This window comes from Arthrobacter psychrolactophilus (genome assembly GCF_003219795.1).
In the GTDB taxonomy this organism is placed as follows: domain Bacteria; phylum Actinomycetota; class Actinomycetes; order Actinomycetales; family Micrococcaceae; genus Specibacter; species Specibacter psychrolactophilus.
Window position 1 is genome coordinate 210,547 of sequence record NZ_QJVC01000002.1, and the last position, 16,597, is coordinate 227,143.

The 16,597-nt window shown below is 62.5% G+C and carries 12 protein-coding genes and 1 tRNA gene; 5 read left to right on the top strand and 8 right to left on the bottom strand.

The annotated features are described in order from the left end of the window. Positions 1-2: 2 nt before the first annotated feature. Complete coding sequence (argS, locus tag CVS30_RS03330) at positions 3-1,655, bottom strand: arginine--tRNA ligase (protein WP_110483887.1); 1,653 nt, start codon at positions 1,653-1,655, stop codon at positions 3-5. 182 nt (positions 1,656-1,837) lie between these two features. After that, positions 1,838-3,049 carry an MFS transporter gene (locus tag CVS30_RS03335; protein ID WP_181419676.1) on the bottom strand — a complete coding sequence of 404 codons (1,212 nt, stop codon included), beginning with the start codon at positions 3,047-3,049 and terminating at the stop codon, positions 1,838-1,840. 191 nt (positions 3,050-3,240) lie between these two features. On the opposite strand from CVS30_RS03335, the gene CVS30_RS03340 reads away from it, so the two are divergent. Both CVS30_RS03340 and CVS30_RS03345 read left to right on the top strand, forming a co-directional pair. Further along, positions 3,241-3,313 (top strand) — tRNA-Arg (locus CVS30_RS03340). A 158-nt stretch (positions 3,314-3,471) separates the two neighbouring features. Then, the gene (locus tag CVS30_RS03345) at positions 3,472-4,845 is read left to right on the top strand and encodes a GH1 family beta-glucosidase (protein ID WP_110483889.1); all 1,374 of its coding nucleotides are present in this window, start codon (positions 3,472-3,474) and stop codon (positions 4,843-4,845) included. Between the two features lies 1 nt (position 4,846). Here the strand turns inward: CVS30_RS03345 and CVS30_RS03350 are convergent, their stop codons facing one another. After that, positions 4,847-6,619, bottom strand: a complete 1,773-nt coding sequence (locus CVS30_RS03350) for an HNH endonuclease (RefSeq protein WP_181419677.1) — start codon at positions 6,617-6,619, stop codon at positions 4,847-4,849. Between the two features lie 270 nt (positions 6,620-6,889). Then, positions 6,890-7,381, bottom strand: coding sequence for a GNAT family N-acetyltransferase (locus tag CVS30_RS03355; protein WP_110483891.1), 492 nt, complete (start codon positions 7,379-7,381; stop codon positions 6,890-6,892). 103 nt (positions 7,382-7,484) lie between these two features. Here CVS30_RS03355 and CVS30_RS03360 point away from each other — a divergent pair, with 103 nt between their 5' ends. Continuing rightward, a complete protein-coding gene (locus tag CVS30_RS03360; protein ID WP_110483892.1) occupies positions 7,485-8,318 on the top strand; it encodes a hypothetical protein in 834 nt (277 codons plus the stop codon). 13 nt (positions 8,319-8,331) lie between these two features. After that, positions 8,332-12,297 (top strand): ATP-dependent RNA helicase HrpA, encoded by a 3,966-nt coding sequence (gene hrpA / locus CVS30_RS03365; protein ID WP_110483893.1) that lies wholly within the window; start codon positions 8,332-8,334, stop codon positions 12,295-12,297. A 115-nt stretch (positions 12,298-12,412) separates the two neighbouring features. Here hrpA and CVS30_RS03370 read toward each other — a convergent pair whose 3' ends face one another. Then, on the bottom strand, positions 12,413-13,462 hold the full coding sequence (locus CVS30_RS03370) for an SDR family NAD(P)-dependent oxidoreductase (protein WP_110483894.1): 1,050 nt from the start codon (positions 13,460-13,462) through the stop codon (positions 12,413-12,415). Positions 13,463-13,578: 116 nt separating this feature from the next. On the opposite strand from CVS30_RS03370, the gene CVS30_RS03375 reads away from it, so the two are divergent. Next, positions 13,579-14,136 carry a TetR/AcrR family transcriptional regulator gene (locus tag CVS30_RS03375; RefSeq protein ID WP_110483895.1) on the top strand — a complete coding sequence of 186 codons (558 nt, stop codon included), beginning with the start codon at positions 13,579-13,581 and terminating at the stop codon, positions 14,134-14,136. Positions 14,137-14,211: 75 nt separating this feature from the next. On the opposite strand, the gene CVS30_RS03380 is transcribed toward CVS30_RS03375, so the two are convergent. The 3 genes from CVS30_RS03380 to CVS30_RS03390 are packed head-to-tail and all read right to left on the bottom strand — an operon-like array spanning position 14,212 to position 16,561. After that, positions 14,212-14,640, bottom strand: a complete 429-nt coding sequence (locus CVS30_RS03380; RefSeq protein WP_110483896.1) for an HIT family protein — start codon at positions 14,638-14,640, stop codon at positions 14,212-14,214. 29 nt (positions 14,641-14,669) lie between these two features. Next, positions 14,670-15,719, bottom strand: coding sequence for an NAD(P)-dependent alcohol dehydrogenase (locus CVS30_RS03385; protein ID WP_110483897.1), 1,050 nt, complete (start codon positions 15,717-15,719; stop codon positions 14,670-14,672). After that, a complete protein-coding gene (locus CVS30_RS03390) occupies positions 15,716-16,561 on the bottom strand; it encodes a sulfurtransferase (RefSeq protein ID WP_110483898.1) in 846 nt (281 codons plus the stop codon). Before CVS30_RS03390 ends, CVS30_RS03385 begins: the two co-directional genes overlap by 4 nt. Positions 16,562-16,597: the final 36 nt, after the last annotated feature.

A 16,597-nucleotide genomic window follows, 5' to 3' on the forward strand; every position in this document is an offset into this window, starting at 1 on the left:
GATTACATCCGATCCGGAGCGGAGACACCCAACAGGGACAAGCCGTTTGCCAAGACCTGGCCCACAGCGTCATTGAGCCACAGTCGCGTGCGGTTGACATCGGTGATGGCTTCCTCGCCCATGGGGGTCACGCGGCAGGCGTCGTACCAGCGGTGGTAGGCGCCAGCGATAACTTCCAGGTGGCGGGCCACGCGGTGCGGTTCACGGAAGCCGGCGGCCTGGCTGAGCACGCCCGGGTACTGGCCCAAAACGGCCAGCAGCTCGGATTCGGTGGCGTGGCTCAGGGCTGCGGCGTCGAAGGTGGTGCGCTCGACACCAGCTGCCTCGGCGTTGCGGCCCACTGCGCGGGTGCGGGCGTGAGCGTACTGAACGTAGAACACGGGGTTCTCGTTGGACTTCTTCGTCAGAACGTCTAGGTCGACGTCGATGTTGGAGTCGCTGGAGAACCGGGCCAGCGAGTAGCGGGCGGCGTCCGTGCCCACAACCTCGACGAGGTCTTCCATGGTGACGACCGTGCCTGCACGCTTCGACATGCGAACCGGCGTCCCATCCTTGACCAGATTCACCATCTGGCCGATGAGCACCTCAACGCGATTCGCGTCGTCGCCCATGGCAGCCGCGGCTGCCTTGAGGCGAGCCACGTAGCCGTGGTGATCGGCACCGAGCATGTAAATGCACAGGTCGAAGCCGCGGTCGCGCTTGTTCTTGAAGTAAGCGATATCGCCAGCGATGTAGGCCGCGTTACCGTCACTCTTGATGACTACGCGGTCCTTGTCGTCGCCGTAATCGGTGGAGTTCAACCACCAGGCGCCGTCCTTGAGATACATATTGCCGGAGCCCTTGAGCTGGTCAAGGAGCTTCTCGACGGCACCGTCTTCGAAGAGCGAGTTCTCGTGGAAGTACACATCGAAGTCGACGCCGAACTCGTGCAGGGAGGCGCGAATAGCGGCGAACATGAGCTCCACGCCCTGGGCGCGGAATTCTTCCTGCGGGTCCTCTGATTCGAGGATGCCGGGGTTGTTCGCCATCACTTCATTGGCGATGTCCTCGATGTACGCTCCACCGTAGCCATCTTCCGGAGCGGGCTCGCCCTTGGCGCTGGCCAGAAGGGAGCGGGCAAACTTATCGATCTGGTTGCCGTGGTCGTTGAAGTAGTACTCACGCGTGACGTCGGCGCCCTGGGACTGGAAAATACGGGCCAGCGAGTCACCCACGGCGGCCCAACGCGTGCCACCGAGGTGGATGGGGCCGGTGGGGTTGGCGGAGACGAATTCCAGGTTGATCTTGGTGCCGGCCATGGCGGTGTTGGTACCGAAGGCCTCGCCTGATTCGACGATCACCTTGGCCAATTCACCCGCGGCGGCAGCGTCAACGGTGATGTTCAGGAAGCCAGGGCCGGCAATGTCGACCTTGGAAACACCGGGAATTTCACTCAAACGAGTCTGCAAGATCTCGGCGATCTTGCGCGGCGGAACACCAGCTGGTTTGGCCAGCTGGAGGGCAATGTTGGTTGCCCAGTCGCCGTGCTCGCGGCTCTTTGGCCGGTCCACCTTGACTTCCGTGGGCAGGGCCTCGGCGGGAACAGAAAGTTCACCGGCGTCGACGGCATCTTTTAGGCAGGTGGTAATGGCGGCAGAAAGTTCTTCAGGAGTCACGCTTCTAAGTGTACGGTTCTAGCCGTTCCCTCCCCCAATCCGGAGCCACCGCAAGCTCAATATGTCCCATCCTGAAAATCTGTGTGGCAGTTATTGCGCGAATTCCACCCGAGAAAGCGTTATCGGCGGTAACAACTGCCACACAGATCCGTGCGGGACGCTGATCCGTGCGCAGAAGGGAATTACGGGGCCGGGGCGAAGTCGTCTTCTAGCATCTTGGGCCGGCAAATGATCCAAGCCCCCGCGCCCAGAAGCAGCAAGGAGATGAAGAGGAAGATGAACGGAGCCGTCCACGAGCCCGTCCACTGATGCAGAAGACCAAAGAGCAGGGGCCCGAGGCAGGCAATTGTGTAGCCCATGCCCTGCCCAAAGCCCGACAACGCCCCGGCTCCCTGTTGCGTTCGGGTGCGGTGGTTGATCAACAACAGCGCGAGGGGGAAGGTGCCCGGTCCGAGGCCCGCAAAGGCAACCCAGATCCACGTTCCCTGAGCGGGCGACAAAAGCAGTCCCAGATAGCCCACGACAAAACATCCCAGCATCACCACAACGGCAGGGAAAGGGTTGCGCATCTTGGAGGCGATGATCGGAATTCCCAGGCTCAGCGGCAGCCCAAGAGCACCGAAGAGGGCCAGCATGGAACCGGCGTGGGCGCGATCAAGCCCGGCTTGAGTGAGGATTTCTGGCAACCAGGCAAAGAGTGAATAGGTGTTGAGCGAGGTGCATCCGAACATGAAGGTCAAACCCCATGCAGTGGGCGACCGCCAGAGATTCATCTTGGGAGCAGCGGGAGCCACCTTCCCAGCCACAGTGTCGGGCGGGGTTGGCGCTGAGGCGGGGTCCGACGTCGTGCGTTGCGAAAAGAGCGCAACAAGCCAGGGAAGCAGGGCGATGGTGCTGATGCCGGCCCAAGAGGCGAGGGAGAATTGCCAACTCGTGGCGTCGGCGACGGGGACCGCAAACTGGGCGGGCAGGGCGGTGCCAACCGAAATCGCCGTGACGTAAAGCGCCGTCATGAGACCGATTTTGCTGGGGAAATGCTTCTTGACCAGCGGCGGCAGCAGTACATTTCCGGCGCCGAGACCGCCGAAGGCCACGACGGAGAAGATGAGAAACAGCGGCGTAGTGGGTGCCATGACGCGGGCGATTTGCCCCACGACGCCGACCACAATCGAGAGCACGATGAGCCGTTCCAGTGACGCCCAGCGGATGACATAGGGGGTCAGGAAGCCGAAAAGGGCAAAGGAGGCGGTGGGGAGCATACCCAAGACACCGATGGTGGTGGCGCTGAGCGGGAGGTCGTCGTTGATGGTGGAGATCAGGGGCGGGACCACCGTCACGGCAGTACGAAGCGTCAGGGCTGTTAGGATGATCGCCGCCGCGAAAAGCCATGTCATGTGCCGCATTTTTATCCCCATGAATTCACCATTGTCCCAACGCTACCTGCCGTTCCGAGGGCAAAACGTCACCGCGACATGGATGCCAAGGAAAATGACCGTTCCTGTCCTAGATAAGGTCACGGTTTTACATCCTGCGCCAAGTTCCTGCTAAGCTCTTTCTCGTTCACTATGGCAGCCACGGTTGCCACGCCTTCGTAGCTCAGGGGATAGAGCGTCGGTTTCCGGTACCGTAGGTCGGGGGTTCGAATCCCTCCGAGGGCACATTTTGATGGTGTCCGGCTTTGCGATTTATTTCGCGGAGCCGGACACCATTTTTGTTTCCGGCCACCTTTGAGCTCTCGAACCCTTGACATCCTTTCCTGCATCCGTGAGGCTCAGGGCCAAGTAGCTCGCTGCAGCTCACCGGCCGAAAGGGCGCCATGGACACGCCAGATTTCCCGCATTTTCCCGCCGATTTCGTGTGGGGAGTCGCCACTGCCTCGTATCAAATTGAGGGTGCCGTGAACGAGGGTGGCAGAGGCCCCTCCAGCTGGGACGCCTTTGTGGTGGAGCCCGGACGGATCAGCAATGGGGATACGGGCGAGGTAGCCTGCGACCACTTCCACCGCTACCACGAAGACATCGCGCTCATGAAGGAGCTGGGCGTCGACGCCTATCGTTTTAGCTTCTCCTGGTCACGGGTGCAGCCCAGTGGGCAAGGTGCCGTGAACGCCGTCGGGCTTGGTTTTTACGACAAACTTGTGGACGGGCTCCTCGAGGCTGGCATCGCACCGAGCCCCACACTGTTCCACTGGGACACTCCGCTGGAGCTTGAGCAGTCCGGTGGCTGGCTCAATCGAGATACGGCCGAACGCTTTGCCGATTATGCGGCACTTCTGGGCGAGCATTTTGCCGATCGCATCCCCCGCTGGATCACGATCAATGAACCGTCCGCGCTCACCCTCATGGGCTATGGAGCCGGCATTCATGCGCCCGGTTTAGCCCTGGGTTTTGAGGCTTTGCCGGCGGCACATCATCTGTTGCTCGGGCATGGGCTGGGGGTGCAGGCTTTGCGGGCCTCGGGTGCGGGCAACATCGGGATCGCTAATAATCACTCGGTCATCTGGCCTGTTAGCGATGCCCCCGACGATGAGCAAGCTGCCGGGATCTATGACAATCTGACGAACTGGCTCTTCGCCGACCCCATCCTCACCGGCGCGTACCCGGAGGCGTTGGCTCCCTTCTTGCTGCCTCTGCCCGACGCTGATCTGGCTACCATCGCCTCCCCCATCGACTGGTACGGCATCAACTCTTACAACCCCACTTTGGTGGGCGCTCCCTTGAATGAAGGCGCTGCGTTGGTGGATGGTCATGCCTTAGATGCGTCGTTGCCTTTCTCGTTGCGGGAAATCGAGGGCTATCCTCGGACCGACTTTGATTGGCCGGTGGTTCCGGAGGCCTTGACCGAGTTGCTGCTGAACATCAAGTCCCGTTATGGCGATCAGCTGCCGCCTATCGTCATCACTGAGAACGGTGCGGCTTACAACACGGGCCCCAACGACGCCGGACACGTTCCGGATACTGATCGGGTCACCTACACCGATTCTCATCTGCGGGCCTTAGCTGCTGCGATGGCTGCGGGTGTCGATGTCCGCGGCTACTTCCACTGGTCCCTCATGGACAACTTTGAGTGGGCTGCTGGATATTCTCAGCGCTTTGGCTTGGTCCACATCGACTATGCAAGCCAGAAGCGAACTCCCAAGGAATCCTTCTACTGGTATCAACGACTGATTCAATCAGCCAAGAGCCGATAACTCACCCGGGTAGCGGAGGGGCCGTAGAAATGTATCTGTGTCCTGTTGGTGTTCGAACGACGACGCTGGGAGGACCGAACGTATCTGGATCTACCCGCTGGGACATCCAGCCTTGGGCTTCCTTGGCCTTATTGCAATCGGAGCACAGCCCCTGCCCGTTCTCGATCGTGGTTTCGCCACCGGCCGCGTAGGCCTTGATGTGGTCATACTCGCGAATGGGTGCATCGCAATATGGTGTCTGGCAACGTTGGTCTTGCAATCGAAGGAACTCTTTTATGCCATCTGGGAACAATCGTGCCCGGGAGTCCATCGATAGCAGAGACTTGTTCTCTGGATGAGTGAAAAGTCGTTTGAGCCATACCCTGGGCGAGAAATCACCAGAGTCTGGGTCGCCGAGAATCATGGAGCGTGCTGTCGGTGCCGTGATGGGTTCATAGCCTACGAGGATGGCTGGATCTTGAGCGCCTCCAAAGAGTGCTCGATCTGTCATGACCAACTCCACGGCAACCTCCGGCTGATCAACCGAGGTGCACAGCTTCCCTTCTGGCGGATGCTGGCCCCATGATGACTCCGAGCCGGGCGTTGGGGTGGTTCCTGGCCCGCGATGGTCCCCCACCTCGCCAGCACCTTCGTCACAGGGTGCGTGTTTGATGAGCCGATGCATGAGCGAATCGGCCATGATCTGACCCTTGCCACGCTCATCGCCGGCTGCCTTGGCACTCTCGGCCACTCTGGTGAGTGTCGCAAGGATACGAACGCCTTGTTTCAGTGGAATCAGTGCCGTCAGGAACGTCATGCCATCGGCCGCTGGTCGCAAGGAGACATAGCGGTCACTCAGGGCTTTGCTGTGGCGCTTCACAAAGGCTTGTGGATCCAGCTCATAAGCTAATTTCTTGGCTTTGGCGCACATCTCGCGTGTTCCCAGAAGTGCGGCGGCGGATGGGTCACCACAGATGCGTTGGTCCACCGTTGCACGATCTTCATATGACAAGAAGGCAGTTTCCGAGACGAGCTGACTGGCTCGATACTCATTGATCTGCCCCAAGGTAAAAGCCTTCATAGTGCATGGCATTTCCCGCACTATGACCTCGGAGAGCTGGCACAGCTGCCGACCACGGTAGGGAGACTCGTGTCTGGCGAGGGCAAGTTGTTGGGCAATGCCCTTCCCGATTTTCTCCTTCTCAACGCCAGCCCGTGCTTGCTCTAGCCGCTGTTGCGCGACGAACAAGGCTTGCGCCTGGGCCTGAACCGCGCAGATGGCGTTCTTTGATTCTTCAAGAGCTGCGATGGTGTCGATCAACTCGGCTCCATGCACTTGGTCCAACACTGCAGGGTCGAAGCCATGGCTCGGCGCGCCACCGCCGCCGATGGCCCCGCCGAGCGCTTCAATCACGGCGCTGGCTTGAGCTGCCTGCGACGTTGCCTTCGCGGCAAACGATTTCGCCGTGGCGAGACGATGAGCCAAATGCTCCAGTGCTTCTGTTGGACGTCCCTCTTGGATGGCCTCCGTGGCAAGCACGTCGGCCTTCTGCACCTGCTGTTGGGCTTGTTGCGCGAGTTCGTGAGCCAGAGCGGCATCAAGATGCGCCAAGACGATCGGATTAAAGTACGAGCCACAGAGGCTCAGAATCTCCGAGCTCAGCTGCAATAGCTCCTCCGGAACGGCGGAATGGCTAAACCCACTGAACCTGGAGTCAGCGATGTCGTTGTGCCGTGCGAGACGGGACGCAGCCGCAGTGTCAGGAGTGCTGCCGTACCACTCGGGTGCCGCCATGCCCATCACCTGCCTGCATATCCAGCTTTAGCGCTTGGAGCTAAAGCTATCCTGCGGAACCAGGAGCACTTCGTCATAATTAGTATATTCATCCGAATGCTCTATAATTCCCTGCTACATCAATTCTATACCTCGAACTGTGTCGTGAGAAGAGGAAAGTAGCCGCCTGGGCAAATCTGTGGACAGTTCAGGGGAATGATCTAGCTGTGGAGGAATCAACCAACGCGCAGGGACGGCAGGCCGCGTCACCAGAGGTGAACCCACCCCGACTCAGGGAAGCTGCAGCTTGAACCCCGCATGAGACTGGGTGAATCCCAGCCGTTCGTAGAATCTGTGAGCGTCCAGACGAGAAGCGTCACTGGTCAGCTGCACCAAAGCTGCCCCGCGCCGTCGAGCTTCATCAACGGCCCAGGTGATCATGGCACCGCCAAGCCCCAAGCCGCGCAACTCCTGCGCCACCCGGACAGCCTCAATCTGCAACCGAGTGGCCCCACCTCGCGCCATGCCAGGCAGGAACGTCAGCTGCATCGTGGCCACGACGGCACCCTCGGAATTCTCCACGACACTGAGCAGATGGGCTGGATCGGCGTCGATAGCGTGAAAAGCCGCCAGGTACGGCGCTCGTCGTTCGGGCGCGGAGGACTCAACGGCGGCCCGGAGCTGGTCGCGAGCAATCAGCTCAATGATGGGTTCGACGTCGGACTCACCCGCCTTGCGCAGGTGGAAGCGCTGGTCTGCGAGCGCGAACGTTGCCAAAGTCATGGGTTCTCCTTCAAAACGATGCGGCCAAGGTGAAAGCCACCATCACGAGCCTACCCATTGCGACGCTCCGTGACCCATGGAGATTCGTGGCAGACTTCCTTCTATGACCAAATTGATTGCCGTTCTTGCCATTCTTGCCGCCCTCGCGTGGGCGGTTACGGCGACGGCATCGTGGATCGAGAACAAGAAGTCGACACTGGCCCTGCCCGTGGGGCGCTCGCAGGCATCGAAAGGCCCGGCGCCGCTGACCGACAGTGATCTCAACAGGGCCATGCTGCGAGCGCAGCTCCACACGATTGCCGGGGTGGTCTTTAGCCTCGTGATCTTTATAGCCCTGCTCCGGGTCTCGATTGGGCTCGCGGGCCAGGCTGCGCTCCCCCTGGCACTCATGGCCGGTCTCGCGGGGAGCGGAGGCCTCCTCCTATTCTCGGCACTGCCCGCGGCAAAGCTCCCCGTCGACCCGCCCCTTGTGAAGAAACGCCAGTTCCTCCTGCCGGGTGCGATCTTGCTGGCGTACCTGGCATTCCTTGTGGTCAGCACGCTGGCGCCCACCGGCACGGCAACCGGCGACTGGGCGGGCGTCGCTCCCCTAGCGCTCGCCGTCGTGATGCTCACGGGTACCGCCTTGCTCGCCCTGCGTCGCCTCAGCACAACGGCGTCCCTGCCCGATCCGCGCATGACAAGCATCGACCGACGCTGGCGGGAACTCTCCGCCGCCCACCTCGTGACCTTCACGAGCGGCGCCCTCTTGACCTACCTTGGCGCGACGGCGGCCTTCACAGGCCAGAGCCTGCTGGGTTCGTCTCCCACCTGGGGCCTCGCCGCCTTGACGGTGGGTATCCTGCTGGGCCTGGCCGGCGTCGTACTGTTGGCTCTCGCGGCCAAGGGTGCGCTGACCATTCGCGCCGCAAGCAAGTCCGCTCCAATAACCGCATAAACTGGATGGCACCATGACTTTCACTATCTCCTACCCCGCCGCGCTGCCCGTCTCGGAGCGCCGCGAGGACATCATGGCTGCCATCGCCGCCAACCAGGTCACCATCATCGCCGGCGAAACGGGCTCGGGTAAGACCACCCAGATCCCGAAGATGTGCGTGGAATTGGGGCTCGCCGAGAAGGGCCTGATCGGCCACACGCAGCCACGCCGCCTCGCCGCACGCACCGTCGCCGAGCGCATCGCCAGCGAAATGGGCGTTGAGATCGGCGAAGAGGTGGGCTTCCAGGTCCGTTTCACCGGTCATGTGGGCCCGCAAACCAAGATCAAACTCATGACCGACGGCATCTTGCTCGCGGAAATCCAGCGCGACCGGCTCCTGCGCAAATACTCTGTCATCATCATCGACGAGGCCCACGAGCGCTCCCTCAACATCGACTTCATCCTCGGCTACCTGCGCCAAATTCTGCCCAAGCGCCCGGATCTAAAGATCGTCATCACCTCGGCCACGATCGACCCCGAGCGTTTTGCCACGCACTTCGGCACCCCCGAGAACCCGGCGCCCATCATCGAGGTCTCCGGGCGTACCTTCCCCGTGGACATCCGGTACCGGCCCCTGAGCGGTCCCGCCACTGGTGAGGACGCGGACGACGACGAACTCGACGCCCGCACGGACCGTCACCTTGACGGGGGCAACAGTGAGGAGGACCGCGACCCCCTGGACGCCGTGTGCGACGCCGTGGATGAACTCTCCAAGGAGGCTCCCGGGGATATCTTGATCTTCTTCTCCGGTGAGCGAGAGATCCGGGACGCCGCCGATGCCCTGGCCGGCCGGGTTAAAACAAACCCGCGCCTGCGTGGTGTGCAGATCCTGCCGCTCTTTGCCCGCTTGTCGTTGGCGGAGCAGCACGCCGTGTTCACCCCGGGCAGCAACAAGCGTATTGTGCTGGCCACGAACGTCGCCGAGACCTCACTGACGGTGCCCGGCATCAAGTACGTCATTGACACCGGCACCGCGCGTATCTCGCGCTATTCGCACCGCACCAAGGTCCAGCGTCTGCCCATTGAGCGGGTCTCGCAGGCCTCGGCGAATCAGCGCTCGGGCCGTTGTGGCCGCGTGTCCGACGGTATCTGCATCCGCCTCTACTCGGAGGAGGACTTCAACGCTCGCAGCGAATTCACGGATCCGGAAATCCTGCGCACCAACCTGGCCGCCGTGATCCTCCAGATGACGGCCATGGGTGTGGCCAAGGGGCCCAAAGATGTGGCGAAGTTCCCGTTCGTCCAGGCCCCGGATTCGCGTGCCATCACCGACGGTGTGACCCTGCTGCGCGAGTTGGGCGCCGTGACCGCCCAAGGTGGGATTACCGGCGTCGGACGTCAACTCTCCCAACTGCCCGTGGACCCGCGACTGGGCCGCATGATCGTGGAGGCGGCCAAACGCGGCGTGGCCTCGGAGGTCATGGTGCTCGCCGCCGCGCTCACCATCCAGGATCCGCGCGAACGCCCTACCGACAAGCAGCAGCTCGCCACGGAAAAGCACAAGCGTTTCCAGGACGAGAACTCGGACTTCACCGGCTTCCTGAATCTGTGGCGCTACATCAAGGACAAGCAAAGTGAGCTGTCCTCGAGCGCGTTCCGGCGCCTGTGCAAGGCCGAATTCATCAACTATCTGCGCGTGCGGGAATGGCAGGATCTGTTCACGCAGCTCAAGCAAATGGCGAAGTCACTGGATATCAAGGTCTCCGGGAATGACATTGACCCCGTGGGCAATCACGACGCCATCCACATGAGCCTGCTGACGGGTCTGCTGAGCCACATTGGGCTCTACGATCAGCGCAAACGCGAGTACGCCGGCGCGCGTGGCACCAAGTTCATGGTGTTCCCGGGCTCGGCGCTGTTTAAGAAGTCGCCCGATTGGGTCATGTCCGCGGAGCTCGTGGAGACCTCGCGACTGTGGGCCCGCGTCGCCGCCAAGTTTGACCCGCTGTGGGTGGAGCAGGTGGCGCCGGAGCTGGTCAAGCGCACGTACAGCGAGCCGCACTGGTCCAAGAAAATGGGCTCCGTCATGGCGCACGAGAAGGTCACGCTGTACGGTGTGCCGATCGTGCCGGACCGGCGCATCCATTACGGCCGGATCGATCCAGATCTCAGCCGTGAGCTGTTCATCCGCCATGCCCTCGTGGAGGGTGATTGGCACACGAACCATAAGTTCTTCCACCGCAACCAGGCGTTGTTGGCCGAGGTCGAGGAACTGGAAACCCGTATGCGCCGGCGCGATCTGCGCGTGGACGACGAGACACTCTTTGAGTTTTACGACGAGCGTGTGGGCGCCGAGGTGGTCTCCGAAAGGCACTTCGACAAGTGGTGGAAGGACGCCCGCCACAAGGACGCCGCCCTGCTCGACTTTGACACCCAGGTGGTCATGGCCGAGGAGCCGGAGCTCGATGAGGCCGCGTTCCCCAAGGAATGGGCCCAGGGCGAGTTCCGGCTGCCCCTGTCCTATGAGTTCCATCCCACGGCTCCAGGTTCTGCGCCTAACCCGTCCGACGGCGTGACGGCTCAGGTTCCGCTGTTGTTCCTCAACCAGTTGTCCCAGGCACCGTTCCGCTGGCAGATTCCGGGCTTGCGTGCCGAGCTGGTGACGGCCCTGATCAAGTCGCTGCCCAAGGCGATTCGTAAGAACTTCATCCCGGCTCCGGACGTGGCCAAGCAGGCCGCGGCCGCGCTGGCGACCGACTTCGATCCCGGTGTGGATGATTTGGAAGCCTCGCTCGAGTTGGCGCTGCGCCGCATTAAGGGCCACGTCATCCCGCCCGGTACCTGGAATTGGGATGCAGTGCCCTCGCATCTGCGGATGGCGTTCTCCGTTGTCGACAAAAACGGCAAGGTGCTCGAGGAAGGCCAGGATCTGGCCGCACTGCAGGCGCAACTGGCCGGGGCGACGCGTCGGGCCATCGCGGAGTCATTGGGCGCAACACCCAAAACCACGCAGGCCGGACGCCCAGCACTAGCCGCCCCTGCTGGAAAGAACTCCAAGGGTGGCGCCGCCGGGAAGGCGAACACCGGCATCCAAGGGAAGGGTCCGACGTCGAGCATTGATACCGGCGGTGGCATCCAGGAGCGCTCCGGACTGCGCGAATGGGACCTCGGCACACTGCCGCGCGAGGTCAAGCGGTTGGTGGGCGGGCACACCGTGACCGGCTATCCGGCGCTCGTGGACGAGGGAGCCACGGCTGGCATTCGCGTGTTCCAACGCCAGGACGCGGCCGACACCGCCATGCGCGGCGGCGTCATTCGCCTGCTCGCGCTGCGCGTGCCGTCGCCGGACCGCTACGTGCTCGATCACCTGAGCAATACCGAGAAACTCACCTTTAGCCAGAACCCGCACGGATCTGTCACCGAGTTGATCGCCGATTGCACCCTGGCCACGATCGACAAGCTCACGCCCGCCGCGCTGCCGTGGTCCCAGAAGGACTTCGACGCGCTGTATGAAATGGTGCGGGCCGAGCTGATCGACACCGTGTTCTCGGTGACCGCCGTGGTGGAGAAGATTCTCGCGGCGAATATGCGCATCCAAAAGACCCTGCGCGGCACCACGAGCCTGCCGTTGATCAGTGCGCTCAACGACATCAAGCAACAGCTCGAGCTGCTCGTCTACCCGGGATTCGTGGCCAAGACCGGTTTCGCCCAGCTCAGCCAGCTGCCGCGCTACCTCACGGCCATCGAACGCCGGCTCGAGAAGTTGCCGACGAATGTGAACCGCGATGGGCTCTCGATGGCCGCCGTACAGCGTCTGGAAGATGAATACGACGATTCCATGGCGGCGCTGCTGCCCGGACAGCGCTCCACGGCGGGGATCGAGCATGTGCGGTGGATGATCGAGGAGCTGCGGGTGAGCTTGTTCGCCGTCGAACTGGGGACGGCCTACTCGGTCTCGGAGAAGCGCATCCGGGTGGCCCTGGCAAAAGCCATGGCCTAGCCCCTCCCGCAACGCCGCCCCCACTCCCCTCATTCTGTGTGGCAGTTGTTGCCATAAAACGGCTAAAAATGGCCATTTTTTGGTAACAACTGCCACTCAGATTGCGGGCACAGCTTTAAGCTGCGGACCAGCCACCGTCCGAGGGGAGGATGACGCCGTTGACGTTGACGCCGTCGTCGCTGAGCAGGAAAGTGATGGAAGCGGCAAGAGCGTCACCCTCAACCGGATCCGGCAGGATTGCCATGGCGCGGCGCACGCGGCCGGCACCGAGCTCGGAATCAAAACGGGCTTCGATGTTGGTGATGACCGGACCCGGTGCCACGGCGTTCACGCGGATACCGCTGGGGCCGTACATGAAGGCGCTGCTCTTGGTCAGACCCGCGACGGCGTGCTTGGACGCCGTGTAGGCCGCACCGGCAGCCGAGCCACGCAGGGCAGCCTCGGAGGCGACGTTGACGATGGACCCCTGTGCCTGCGCGAGCATGGTGGGAACAACGGCACGCATGAGCTTCATGGTGCCGTTGACGTTGATGTTGAAGACGCGGTTCCACACATCGTCGGAAACCTCGTGGATGGGCGTCATGTTGTCCATGATGCCGGCGATGTTGGCCAGGCCGTCAATACGCTCCCCCGCGGCCTCAACAATCGCTGCCACGGCGGCGTCGTCGGTGATATCGCCGGAAACGGTGACGATGTTGCCCTCAGGCAGCGACGCGGCAAAGTCGGCTAGGCGTTCCTCAGAGATATCGACGGCGATGACGTGACCACCCTCGCGAGCCACACGGGACGCCGTGGCGCGGCCAATTCCGGAACCTGCTCCGGTGATGATGATGGTCTTGCCGGAGAAACGGCCCGTGGTGACCTTCTCAACCCACACCGGCAGCTCTATGGACGGTTCGGCGGGCTCGACGCCGGCGGGCGCCACCTCGGCCGGAATGTCACCGGATTCAATCTGAGCGATCATGGCGTCCACCATGTCCGTGGTGAAGGCACCCTGGCTGACCTCAACCAAGCGGTTGAGCGACATCTTGGCGACGGGGTTCAAATCGGCTGCCGTCTGGCCGCCCTGCGCCAAGACGGCACGCAGTACGGGGCCAGCGGCCGGATCTACCAACCATGCGTTGATGCTTGATTCGCCGCTGATGTTATTGGGGTTGTTACTCATGGAAGAACGGTCTCCGTTTCGAGGTAGGGAAGCTGGCCTGTGTGTCAGCGGTGGGACCGGATCATTCTCAGGCCCCAGCCATACCGGACAACACTGTCCGGTTATAGACTAGCCCTGTGTCAACGAAAGCAAAAGTAAACCTTGGACCAAGTGCCGGACCCGCCAATCGCGCCGCCCTCATCAAGGCCGCCCGGGAGGTCTTTGCCGGGTCCGGATTAGGGGCGCCGCTGAGCTCGGTGGCGCGCCGGGCAGGTGTGGGACAGGGCAGCCTCTACCGCCATTTCCCCGACAGAATTGCCTTAGCCGTTGCCGTGTTCGATGAGAACATCACGGCACTGGAGGAGTTAGCCGCGCGGAGCGACACCACCCTGGCCAATCTTTTCGACAGCGTGGCCGAGCAGGTCATCGACTCCACGGCACTCATCGACCTGATCATTTCCGAGCGCGATGAGCGGGCCGAACACTTAGATACCCGAATGCGGGCGGTCGCCGCGGAGCTGCTGGCGCGTGATCAAGCCAGCGGACGCTTTGGCCATCACGTGGAAACGGCCGACGTCATGCTCTCGATTTCCATGATGGCGCTCATGCTCTCCAAGGCGCCGGAGGCCGAACGTGCGGGTGCGGCGGCGAGGGCGCGGGCCATCTTCCGGGCCGCTTTTGCACCCACCAACTAAAACTGCGCCCGTTGGGCATTCTCGCCATAGTTCGGACTATAGCGAGAATGCCCAACGGGCGCGGAAATCGAACGGCTAGCTCCCGGGGACAAATTCTCCATGGCCGGCGTCGCGCAGGGCAACCCGCAGTTTCTCGGCGTTGGCATCCATAATCGCCGGATCGGGGTTGTTATCCACGGCGGCAAAGCTGAAGTTTTCCAGGCCGTAGGCAGGGAAAACGTGGATGTGCAGGTGCTCTACCTCGAAGCCCGCCACGATCACGCCAGCGCGGGGCGCACCAAAGGCGGCCAGCTGAGCCTGTCCGATGGTCTGGGATACGGCGGTCAGCTTGGCCATGAGTTCCGGTGTTGCGTCGGTCCACTTGTCTACTTCCTGGCGCGGAACCACCAAGACGTGGCCGTCGGTGATGGGCCCGATGGTCAGGAAAGAAACGCAGTCCTCGTCCTTCCAGACAAAGCGACCCGGGATCTCGCCGGCGATGATCTTGCTAAAGAGGGTGCTCAAGAAATTACTCCTTACAGGGAAAAGAAAACTCAGAGGGTGGACACGTCGAGCACGAAGCGGTACTTCACATCGCCCGCGATCATGCGCTCATAGGCGGCATCCAGCTCGGTGGCCGAGACAATTTCAATATCGGACAGCAAGCCGTGCTCGGAGCAGAAATCAAGCATTTCCTGCGTCTCGGCGATGCCGCCAATGACGGATCCGCCGTAGGCCAAACGCTTGCGGATCAGCAGGCCCGGCTCCACGGGAGGCATCTTCTCGGAGGGCAGACCCAGCTGGATGAGGGCGCCATCGCGCTCGAGGGTGCGTAGGTACGCGTTAATATCGTGCACGGCGGCGACCGTGTCGATGATGGCATTCAAGCTACCCTTGGCGGCGGCCATCGCCTCGGGATCAGAAGAGATCACCACGTGATCGGCGCCAAGTGCCACGGCGTCGGCGGACTTGCTCGGCGAGGTGGTGAACACCGTGACGGTCGCGCCGAGTGCCTTGGCGATCTTGACGGCCATGTGGCCCAATCCGCCCAGGCCAATCACGCCCACCTTGTCGCCTTCCTGAACGTCCAGGTAGCGCAGCGGCGAGTACGTGGTGATGCCGGCGCACAGCAATGGCGCGGCAGCGGCCGGGTCCATGCCTTCGGGGATGTGCACCACATAGTTTTCATCCACCACGATGGACTGTGAGTAGCCGCCCTGCGTGATAACGCCCCCGTTGCGGCGGTCTACCGCGCCGTAGGTGCCAACATTTCCGGCTTCGCAGTACTGTTCCAGACCCTCCAGGCAGGACTCGCACTCCCGGCACGAATCCACCATGCAGCCCACGCCAACGCGCTGGCCAACGGTGAAGCCCTCCACGGAATCGCCCACGCGGCTGACGACGCCCACGATTTCGTGCCCCGGGACCAGCGGGTATTTGGCCTGGCCCCATTCCGAGCGGATCGTGTGCACGTCGGAGTGGCACAGCCCGCAAAATTCAATGTCGATGGCCACATCGTGGGCGCCGGGTTCTCGGCGTTCCACGGTGCTCGGACCAAGTCCGGAGGTGGCCGATACTGCTGCATATGCTTTAACGTTCGTCATGCTTCAACCCTATCCCCGTCGGGCCCCGTCGCGACCGGCCGCCCCGCCTGATTCGACCACGCGGACCACGACCCCGGGTACAGCGCTGCGGTGAACCCGGCAATCTCCAGCGCGGCAATTTGATGCGCCGCCGTCACGCCCGAGCCGCAATACACGGCCACCTCGGCCCCCTGTCCAACGCCCAGCGCCGCAAATCGCGCCCGCAACTCCTCCGCCGGCAAAAAGTGCGCATCCGCGGCCAGGTTCTCGCTCGTCGGCGCACTCCTAGCCCCGGGAATGTGCCCGGCCCGCGGATCGATCGGCTCGCTCTCGCCCCGGAACCGCTCCCCTGCCCGCGCGTCCAGCAAAATCCCGTCCCACGAGGCAGCCCCGTCACTGTCAATGGTTGCCTTGGCCCCAAAATGTACGACGGCGTCACCTGGCTCATTCTCTTCCTCACCTTCGCCAAGCGGCAGGTGGGCGGCGCGCCAGGCTGCTAGTCCGCCGTCGAGCAGGTAAATATTCGCCAGGCCGGCATACCCCAGAAGCCACCAGGCCCTGGCAGCCGCGGCGGATCCGGCGTCGTCGTAGATGACCACGGTGTCGCCGGCATTGATGCCCCAGGTGCGCACCGTGGCGGCAAAATCAGCCTCGGCGGGCAGCGGATGGCGGCCGTCCTCGGGGCGGCCGTGGGAGGCGAGTTGCGTGTTCATGTCGGCGTAGACAGCACCCGGGATATGCGCCGCCACATAGTGCTCGTGGCCGTGGGGATCGCCGAGCTTCCAGCGCACGTCCAGCAGCACGGTGCGCTGGGCGGACGCTAGGCGTTCGTGCAATTGGGCAACACTCATCAAGACGGTCATGGCAGCTCCTTAACGGACGATCTGTGCGTAAGCTTC